We start from the raw sequence: 9,221 nt of genomic DNA on the forward strand, positions 1-9,221 counted from the left end.
AGGAGGCGCCGTGCGCGCTCTCACCGCTCCGGACGGGACTGCGGAGATCCTCGCCCTGCGTGCCCTCAAACTCGGCGACCTCCTCGTCGCAGTCCCCGCGCTCAAGGCGCTGCGCCGCGGCTTCCCCGAGCATCGGCTGATCATGGCCACCACACCCTGGCTTGAGCCGATCGTCGATCTGGTCGAGGGCCTGGACGCTCTGGTGCCCACGCTGCACGGCCTTGACGACCCGCTTCCGATGGCCGCCGGGCGGGTCGAACTCGGCGTCAACCTGCACGGCAACGGTCCGGAGTCGCGACTGCGCCTGCGCGAGATCGCCCCGCGGCAGACGCTGGAGTTCCGCGTCCCCCGGCTCGATCCCGGCGCCGGCCCCCACGATCCGCGTCCGCTCTGGATCGACGGAGAACTCGAGCGCGCCCGCTGGGCCCGCCTCGTCAACTCGATCGGCCTCGATGCCGATCCCGAGGACGTCGCCCTCGCCGTCCCTACCGCGCCCGCGCCCATTGCTGGGGCAGCTGTGGTGCACATCGGCGCCTTCTACGGCTCCCGGGAGTGGCCAGAGGAGCGCTTCGCCGCTGTCGCCCAGGCGCTGACGGCCGAGGGGCACCGCGTCATCTACACCGGAGGCGCGAACGAGGCCGACCGCGCTCGCCGTGTCGCCGAGCTGGCCAGCACGGGCGAGGTCCTCGCGGGCGTTCTCTCCCTGGGCGAGTTCGCGGCGGTCATCGCAGCGGCGGAGGTCGTCGTCACCGTCGACACCGGGGCCGCCCACCTCGCGTCGGCGTACGGCATCCCCTCCGTCGTCCTCTTTGGGCCCGCGCCGCCCGAGGCCTGGGGCCCGCCCGTCTCCGGCCCGCACATCGTGCTGACCGATGCGTCCCTGCGCCGCGGCGACGTCTTCTCGGCCGAACCCGATCCGGCGCTGCTCGCCGTCCAGGTCGATGACGTCCTCGCGGCCCTGTCCTCGCTCCCCTCGAGTGCCGAGGCCCACCTCAGGCGGTCTTCAGGTGCGCGGCAGGCCGGACGGGTGTGACGGAGGCGACCCGAGCACGCGCGACGCGGGGCTGATGGCTGCGCGACGGGGCGCCCAGGCGGTCCGCGAGCTGTGCCAAAATCCTGCGTTGCAGGCGCGAGACCTGCATCTGCGTCGTCCCCAGCGTGTCCGCGATCTGCTGCTGCGTCCGCTCCTCGACAAATCGCATCCGGAGGAGTTCGCGCTGCCCGTCCTCGAGCTCGGCAAGTGCTTCGGCAAGGCCGTGTCGCCGGTCGATCTCGAGCAGACGCGCGTCCTCGCCGCCGATCGTCTCGGCCAGCCCAACGCCGCCTTCGCCGACACTCTCGTCGAGCGAGAGCGGATGACCGGCGGAGCGCGCGTCGGCCACGTCGGCCGCGTCGACTCCAAGTCGGCGGGCGATCTCGTGGTCGGAGGGATGGCGTCCGAGTTCCTGAGCGAGTTCGTCGGCCGTGACAGCGGAGCGGCGGTGCAGCTCCTGCACTCCGCGCGGCGGGCGAATCATCCAGCCCAGATCGCGCAGATGGCGCTTGAGTTCGCCGGTGATGGTGGGGACGGCGAACGCGGCGAAGCTCTCGCCGCGTTCGGGGGTGAAGCGCCGGGCGGCCTTGACCAGGCCCACGTAGGCGACCTGGCGCAGATCCGCCCAGTCGCCTCCGCCGCGGGAAACTCGGCGGGCCATTGCCTCGGCAAGCCCGAGGTGGTCGAGCACGATGCGCTCGCGGATCCGCTGTCCTTCGGCGTCCTCGGCCGCGGCCGCCGCCTGGAAGAGCGAGAGGGTGCGCGCGTCCTTCTCCTCGCGGGCCGACTCGGTGAGGACCGTGCGGTCCGTCCCGACGTCGAGATCGATCGTGCTCATCCGTGCTCCTTCCGGGCAGGCTCCCGCAGACCTCGGGCGCGGCGTGCGGAGCCGTGCTCGGACAGAATCGGTGGGAAGCCCTCGGCATAGAGCACCACTGCTCCCTGCTTCGCGTCAGTCCGTTGACGAGAAGCGCGCTTCGCGGTACAAGTGCTCGCGTCCCGGGCGGCCGCAGCCGCCCGCCGGATAGGATCGGCAGCGTATGTCTGAGATCACTTCGCCCCTGGATCGCGCGCCGGACGCGCACCCGTTCACGACCGCGACCGGGAGCGACGTCCGTGTCCGTTTCTGCCCGTCTCCTACCGGGACCCCGCACGTCGGCCTCATCCGGACCGCCCTGTTCAACTGGGCCTACGCGCGGCACACCGGAGGCACGTTCGTTTTCCGCATCGAGGACACCGACGCCGCCCGCGACAGCGAGGAGAGCTACGAGCAGATCGTGGAGGCGCTGCGCTGGCTGAAGCTCGACTGGGACGAGGGCATCGGAGTCGGCGGCCCGCACGGTCCGTACCGCCAGTCGGAGCGCACGGATGTCTACCTCGACGTGATCCAGCGCCTGCTCGCCTCCGGCCACCTCTACGAGAGCTATTCCACGGCGGACGAGATCGACGCCCGCAACGAGGCGGCCGGCCGCGCCAAGCAGCACGGCTACGACAACCACGACCGCGACCTCACTGACGATCAGCGCGCCGCCTTCCGCGCCGAGGGTCGAGCCCCCGCGCTGCGCCTTCGCGTCCCCGACGCCGACCTCTCCTTCGACGACCTCGTCCGCGGACCGATCACCTTCCCCGCCGGATCCTTCAGCGATTTCGTCGTGGTGCGCCCCAACGGCCAGCCGCTCTACACGCTCGTGAACCCCGTCGATGACGCGGTCATGCAGATCACCCATGTGCTCCGTGGCGAGGACATCCTGCCCTCCACCGCCCGGCAGATCGCGCTCTACCACGCGCTGATCGACATCGGAGTCACGACCTACGTCCCGCGCTTCGGCCACCTCCCCTACGTGATGGGCGAGGGCAACAAGAAGCTCTCCAAGCGCGACCCGTCCGCCAACCTCTTCCACCACCGCGACCGCGGCTTCATCCCCGAGGGCCTGATCAACTACCTGGCCCTGCTCGGCTGGTCGCTGACCCACGACCGCGACGTCTTCTCGATCGACGAGATGGTCGCCGCCTTCGACGTGGCCGATGTTAATCCCAACCCCGCCCGCTTCGACCTCAAGAAGGCGGAGTCGATCAACGGCGACCACATCCGCCTCCTCGCCGTCGATGACTTCACCGAGCGGACAGTCCCGTACCTTCTCGCCGCGGGCGTGCTCGCCGGCGAGCCCACGGCCGAGCAGCGCGCCGTGCTCGATGCCGCAGCCCCACTCGTGCAGGAGCGGATCGGCCTGCTGGGGGAGGCTCCCGGGATGCTCGGCTTCCTCTTCATCACAGCGGGCGCGCTCGCCTACGACGAGGACGCGCTCAAGGGCCTGCCCGCGAACACCGGCGAGGTGCTTGCCGCCGCGGTCGGCGCGCTCGAGCTGGTCCCCGAGGGCGAGTGGCTGACCGCCGCGATCCAGGAGGCGCTCGCCGCCGCTCTGATCGAAGGCCTCGGTCTCAAGCCGCGGATCGCCTACGGGCCGCTGCGCACTGCCATCTCCGGCCGCCGCGTCTCGCCGCCGCTGTTCGAGTCGATGGCGATCCTGGGCAAGGCCGAGTCGATCGCCCGCCTCGACCGCCTCTCGGCGCACCTCACCGCCGCCCGGTCGGCCTAAGTATGCCGGAGGCGATCGGAGGCCGGTACGACGTCGTCGTCATCGGCGGCGGTCCGGCCGGGCTCTCGACAGCGCTCAACCTCGCCCGCGCGCGCCGCAGCGTACTGCTGCTCGACAGCAACCGCCCCCGGAACGCCGCCACCCTGCACTCGCACGGCTTCCTCACCCGCGACGGCATCTCCCCACTCGAACTGCGCCGCCTCGGGCGCGAGGAGTTTGAGCGCTACGAGGCCGCCGAGGTGCACAACGCCCAGGTCACCTCCGTCGAGCGCTCCGGCGGAGAGTTCGTGGTCGGTGCGCGGGGCGTCCGCGGCAGCGCCGACCGCTCCGTCATCGCGACCGCCGTCGTCGCCGCCGCAGGGCTTCTCGAGCGCCTGCCCGCCCTGCCGAGCCTGCGCGCCTACTACGGCACCGCCGTGCACAGCTGCATGGAGTGCGACGGCTACGAGAAGGCGGGGGAGGCGCTGGCCCTGATCGGCGAGACCGACGACCTCGCCGAACGCGCCATGCTCCTCTCGCAGTGGTCGACCGACCTGATCGTCTTCACCAACGGAGTCGGAGTCGTCAGCGACGCCGACGAGTCGCTGCTCGCGTCCATCGGAATCCGGGTCGAGCGTCGGCCCGTCGCCGATCTGGCGGGGGAGCGGGCCACCATGACCGGGGTGCTGCTTGCCGATGGTGACGTCGTCCCGCGCACCGGAGCCTTCGTGCGCCCCGTCTGGACCCCGGTGCTCGACTATCTCGACGCGGCCGGCCCCGAGCGCGACGCCGATGGCTTCCTCCGCGTCGATGCGGGCGGGCGCACCTCCGTCCCCGGCCTGTACGCTGCCGGCGAGGTCACCCCTCCCGGGCCGCAGCAGTTGATCGTCGCCGCCGGATCGGGTGCGCAGGTTGCCTCCGCGCTCAATCGTGACCTCGTGCGCGCTCGCCTCGGCGAGGCCGCTCCGGAGTCGGAGGGCTCTGTGGTCCGCGGCTCGATTTGAGCGGGATGCCGTCCGTAGGGTACTGTCGTCTCTCGGCGCGTGGGTCTCGATCCGCTCGCCGTCTGGTCTCGGCCTCACCTCCGCGTGACCATTGGGGTATGGTGTAATTGGCAACACGGCTGATTCTGGTTCAGTTGTTCTTGGTTCGAGTCCAGGTACCCCAGCCGCTTCGACATTCCGCTCATGTCCCGCTCTTTATGTCCGCATATCGAGATGATTGGAGGAGCGGTAGGGGACATCGCTCTCGATTCCCGCAAAAAGCCTGGAAGCGCAGGGACCCCCGCGGGTCGCCCTTCTCCTGATCGGGATGTCGCTTTCCGAGGGGGGGTACCGTGACGACTGGTCCCGCCGCTTCGTCGCGGTACGCGCTGTCGTTCACCACGGGCGGACTTCTGGAACGAGAGGCTGGCATTCTGACGCTCGTCTACAAGGAACACCGCGATTGGGCGCAGGTCCGGCGGCTCGCGGTCGAGGGCAACCTGCTGCAGGCGCGCACCTACAGCACAGGAGTTCGCCGGGCGCGCGCGACCGTCGACCGGTTGTCCGTCCTCTCCGATCAGGAGATCGAGCTCTTCAGCGGCACCACCGCCTCGGAGCGTGCTCACCTCCTCTGGGTCGCCGCCTGCCGCCGTTTCGATCTGATCGGGGAATTTGCAGAGGAAGTCCTGCGTGAACGCTTCCTGGCACTTGCCGGTAGCGTCTCCTACGAGGACTACGACGCGTTCTACCGCGCCAAGGCTCTGTGGCACGACGAACTTGATTCCGTCTCGCCGACGACGTACAAGAAGCTCCGGCAGGTGCTGTTCAAAATGATGGTGGAGGCCGAGTTGCTCACGATTCAGGGTTCGATCCAGCCCGCTCTTCTCTCGGCGCGGATCGCAGACCGCCTCCGGAAGCGCACTCCGAGCGACATCCGCTTCTTCCCCACGATGGTGGCATGATGCGCTCGGGCTCCCAGCTCACTCTTCCTCAGCAGGAAGACCACCTGTACAAGGTCCTGAGCAGCAACCGTTTCCTCGGGATGGAGGGCCTCGGGAACGAGGTTGCACACTTCATCTACGATTACGACCCCACCGAAGCGATCGAGGTGGCGCAGGTGAAGAAGCGGATCTCGACGAAGCTGGAGACCGATCTCGGCATCAGGGTGCTGGAGATCAACCTCTACGACCTGTGCATCGAGTTGCTGCAAGCGCGCAACGTGTGGGACCGCGTTATGGCGGCCGAGCCGACGATGGACAAGCCCGACTTCCTCAAGATGCTCCAGAACATGCTCGATCCGCAGCTGCATCTCGCGCCAGCGATCAAGCAGCGAATGGAGGGAGAGTCGTTCCAGATCCTGTTCCTCACCGGAATCGGCGAGGTCTTCCCGTTCGTGAGGTCGCACACGGTGCTCAACAATCTGCAGACGGTCGTCTCAGACTGGCCGATGCTCCTGTTCTTCCCCGGGCGCTACGAGGTGTCGAACACGCGGGGCTCCGCACTCGTGCTGTTCGGTCAGCTCAGAGACGACTCCTTCTACCGCGCGAAGCGCATCCTCGACCAGGAGGCATGACCCGATGAGACTCAGCGAGATCTTCCTCAAAGACGTCACCCGTTCGATCGAGGGCGTCGTCAAGGCTGACGACGTCGACCATCTGGGAGTCGAGGTGGAGGAGTACGTCCTCACCAACGATGCCGCGAAAGGTGTGGCGCCGCTCCTGGAGGAGTACACGAACTACACGAATGCCAACGGCGTCTGGATCTCCGGCTTCTTCGGCTCTGGCAAGTCGCACCTGCTCAAGATGCTCGCCCACCTCCTGGGGGATGTCGAGGGGCAGGTGTTTCCGCGCGAGCAGGTGAGCGAGAGCTTCCTCGCGAAGACTGGCGATGCCTTCCTCACCGCATCGCTGAGAAAGGCCGCCGCGATCCCGGCCAAGAGCCTGCTGTTCAATATCGACCAGAAGGCGACCCTCATCGCGAAAGATCAGACCGACGCGCTGCTGAAGGTGTTCGTCAAGGTCTTCGACGAGAGTCGCGGCTACTTCGGTAACGACGGGGCGGTGGCGCGGTTCGAGCAGGACCTCGACGGGCGTGGCCAGTACGACGCGTTCAAAGCCGCTTTCGCTGAGCACGCCGGTATCGACTGGTCGCAGGGTCGCGAGCAGACCGCTCTGGAGGGTCACAACATCGACAGGGCCTTCGCCGACGTCAATGGTGGGGCGAATTCCGGCATCATCGCGCAGTATCAGAGGTCGTATGCGGTCTCGATCGAAGACTTCGCGACCTCGGTGAGGGACTGGATCGACAAGCAGGAACCCGGATTCCGGCTCAACTTCTACGTCGACGAGGTCGGTCAGTTCATCGCCGACGACGTCAAGCTCATGCTCAACCTCCAGACGATCGCCGAGTCGCTTAACACCAAGTGCGGTGGGAGAGCCTGGGTTTTCGTCACCTCGCAGGAGGACATGGACAAGATTATCGGCGATCGCACGCGGCAGCAGGGCAACGACTTCTCGAAGATCCAGGCTCGGTTCAGCGCGAAGGTGAAGCTGACGAGTCAGGACGTCGAAGAGGTGATCAGCAAGCGCCTGCTACAGAAGGACGCCGCTGGTGCCCAGGAGCTTCAGTCGGTCTACGCAGCGCAGGCGGCGAATTTCTCGACGATCTTCAGCTTCGTCGACGGCGCAAAGACCTATCGCAATTACGTCGATGAAGCGCGCTTCGTGAGCACGTACCCGTTCGTCACCTATCAGATCCCGATGTTCCAGGCGGCCATCGAGGGACTGTCCGACCACAACATGTTCGAGGGGAAGAACAGCTCCGTCGGCGAGCGCTCGATGCTCGGTGTCGTGCAGGAGGTCGCCAAGCGGATCGGCGACGAGCAGGTGGGCTATCTCGCGACCCTCGATCAGATGTTCGCCGGTATCAGCGCGGCGTTGAAGTCAGCGGCGCAGAGTGCGGTCCTTCAGGCTGAGAAGCACCTCCCCGACCCCGGATCGGACATCACGCGGCTCGCCAACCGCCTGCTCAAGGCGCTCTTCCTCGTGAAGTACGTCGACACGTTCAAGGCCACGCCACGCAACCTTACCGTGCTCGTGTACGACCGTTTCGGGCTCGACCTCACCAGCCTCGGGAAGCAGGTGCAGGAGGCGCTCTCGCTCCTCGAGTCGCAGTCGTACCTCCAGCGCAACGGGAATGTCTACGAGTACCTCACCAACGAGGAACAGGAGGTCGAGAAGGAGATCAAGGCGGTCGACATCGACTCCTCTGAGGTGTCGAGTAGATTCCTGCGGTACCTCTCGTTCAACATCCTCAAGACCAGCAAGCTCAAGTACCTGAAGAACGGACAGGACTTCTCCTTCGGTTACAAGCTCGACGACATCGCTCAAGGCAGGCAGCACGATCTGACCATCCACTTCATCACGCCGGCGACGAGCTACACCGACACCGAGATCGTCGCCCAGAGCATGGGGAGAGACGAGCTGCGGGTCTTCCTCGGTCGCGACAAGCGATTGCTGACCGATGTGCGTCTCGTGCTCAAGACGGAGAAGTACATCCTGCAGCAGTCGAGGTCGGGCGGATCGCCGTCGATGCAATCGATCCTTCAGTCCAAGAAAGCGCTCAACGACGATCGTGAGAAGGAGCTCATCGAGCGTCTGAGTCGGGCGGTCGGCAGCGCTCAGCTGATCATCAACGCCTCTCCCGTCATCTCCACCTCGCAGGACGCGATGACCCGCGTGAGCGACGGATTCCAGGAACTCGTGGGACGGACGTATACCAGTCTCGGCCTTCTCGGGGGCAAGGTCTTTCAGGAACAGCAGGTCGGGAGCGCCGTACAGAATGAGGACGCGCTCTTCGATGCGGGCTCGCTCAGTGCGCTCACCTCACCCGGGACGGAGATGGAGTCGTGGATCATCACTCGGACGGCTCTGCATGAGCAGGTGACGATCAAGAAGGTCGTCGCACAGTTCGAGACCAAGCCGTACGGCTGGGATCTGGGGTCCATCGAGGTCGTGCTGGCATGGCTCGTCGGGAATGGCAGGGTCGCTCTGCGGGTCGACTCGAACCTCGTCGCGCGGAGCGAGGCGGCATCGCTCATCCGTAACACAGTTCATGAAGGACGAGTACCCGACGGGCAAGTCGGACCTCATGACGGGATTCATGGTGCGTGCTCAGGCGATGGCGGAGGCGGGCGGCATGTGGGCGATGATTAATCTGCCCTCGTGGATGTCTCTGAAGTCGTTCGAGGACCTCCGACGTGATTTGCTCCGCGACCAGCGTCTCGCTTCGATGGCGCACCTCGGACGCGGTGTCTTCGGCTCCGACTTCGGCACTGTCGCGTTCGTCGTCATTAACACGCCTCCGACACCGACCGCTCGGGGCGTCTACCGCCGCCTTTTCGAGCAGCACGTCGATGTGCGATCGGTCTCAACGATCGAGGCCCTGAGGCTTATGCAAAATTCGGGTAGGGCTTCACAAAAGCCCTGGTCAGAGGCTTGTTCGCTGGGCGTGCGAGGGAATTTTGCATAAGCCTCCCTGTTTCTTGATGAGAACTACAACCGTTTCGAGGCCCCCCAGGATGAGTTCTCAGCGATCCCCGGATCCCCGATCGTTTACTGGCTGAGTGAA

At 66.5% G+C, this 9,221-nt stretch carries 7 protein-coding genes and 1 tRNA gene; 7 read left to right on the forward strand and 1 reads right to left on the reverse strand.

The features are described 5' to 3' along the window. Window positions 1–10 precede the first annotated feature (10 nt). Window positions 11–1,033 carry a glycosyltransferase family 9 protein gene (locus B0H03_RS08035; protein WP_104263904.1) on the forward strand — a complete coding sequence of 341 codons (1,023 nt, stop codon included), beginning with the start codon at window positions 11–13 and terminating at the stop codon, window positions 1,031–1,033. Here B0H03_RS08035 and B0H03_RS08040 read toward each other — a convergent pair. After that, window positions 993–1,871 (reverse strand): sigma-70 family RNA polymerase sigma factor, encoded by an 879-nt coding sequence (locus B0H03_RS08040; RefSeq protein ID WP_104263905.1) that lies wholly within the window; start codon window positions 1,869–1,871, stop codon window positions 993–995. The two genes, B0H03_RS08035 and B0H03_RS08040, sit on opposite strands and share 41 nt — an antisense overlap. Before the next feature lie 202 nt (window positions 1,872–2,073). Here B0H03_RS08040 and gltX point away from each other — a divergent pair, with 202 nt between their 5' ends. The 6 genes from gltX to brxC all read left to right on the forward strand — a co-directional run bounded on the left by gltX (window position 2,074) and on the right by brxC (window position 8,806). Next, window positions 2,074–3,630, forward strand: a complete 1,557-nt coding sequence (gene gltX / locus B0H03_RS08045; RefSeq protein WP_104263906.1) for a glutamate--tRNA ligase — start codon at window positions 2,074–2,076, stop codon at window positions 3,628–3,630. A gap of 2 nt (window positions 3,631–3,632) precedes the next feature. Then, a complete protein-coding gene (locus B0H03_RS08050; protein WP_104263907.1) occupies window positions 3,633–4,613 on the forward strand; it encodes an NAD(P)/FAD-dependent oxidoreductase in 981 nt (326 codons plus the stop codon). Between the two features lie 92 nt (window positions 4,614–4,705). Then, window positions 4,706–4,777 (forward strand) — tRNA-Gln (locus B0H03_RS08055). Window positions 4,778–4,945: 168 nt separating this feature from the next. Continuing rightward, on the forward strand, window positions 4,946–5,554 hold the full coding sequence (locus tag B0H03_RS08060) for a DUF1819 family protein (RefSeq protein WP_104263908.1): 609 nt from the start codon (window positions 4,946–4,948) through the stop codon (window positions 5,552–5,554). After that, complete coding sequence (locus B0H03_RS08065) at window positions 5,551–6,165, forward strand: DUF1788 domain-containing protein (RefSeq protein WP_337189957.1); 615 nt, start codon at window positions 5,551–5,553, stop codon at window positions 6,163–6,165. The genes B0H03_RS08060 and B0H03_RS08065 overlap by 4 nt, the downstream gene beginning before the upstream one ends. Before the next feature lie 4 nt (window positions 6,166–6,169). Further along, window positions 6,170–8,806: a BREX system P-loop protein BrxC gene (gene brxC, locus B0H03_RS08070; RefSeq protein ID WP_237399358.1), complete on the forward strand. Its 2,637-nt coding sequence runs from the start codon at window positions 6,170–6,172 to the stop codon at window positions 8,804–8,806. Window positions 8,807–9,221: the final 415 nt, after the last annotated feature.

This window comes from Rathayibacter iranicus NCPPB 2253 = VKM Ac-1602 (assembly GCF_003149025.1).
Taxonomy (GTDB): Bacteria; Actinomycetota; Actinomycetes; order Actinomycetales; family Microbacteriaceae; genus Rathayibacter; species Rathayibacter iranicus.

Bases quoted from the DNA above. Each gene is read 5' to 3' on its own strand.
- B0H03_RS08050 (WP_104263907.1), top strand. From the start codon at position 3,633: ATGCCGGAGGCGATCGGAGGCCGGTACGACGTCGTCGTCATCGGCGGC.
- gltX (WP_104263906.1), top strand. From the start codon at position 2,074: ATGTCTGAGATCACTTCGCCCCTGGATCGCGCGCCGGACGCGCACCCG.
- brxC (WP_237399358.1), top strand. From the start codon at position 6,170: ATGAGACTCAGCGAGATCTTCCTCAAAGACGTCACCCGTTCGATCGAG.
- B0H03_RS08040 (WP_104263905.1), bottom strand. From the start codon at position 1,871: ATGAGCACGATCGATCTCGACGTCGGGACGGACCGCACGGTCCTCACC.
- B0H03_RS08065 (WP_337189957.1), top strand. From the start codon at position 5,551: ATGATGCGCTCGGGCTCCCAGCTCACTCTTCCTCAGCAGGAAGACCAC.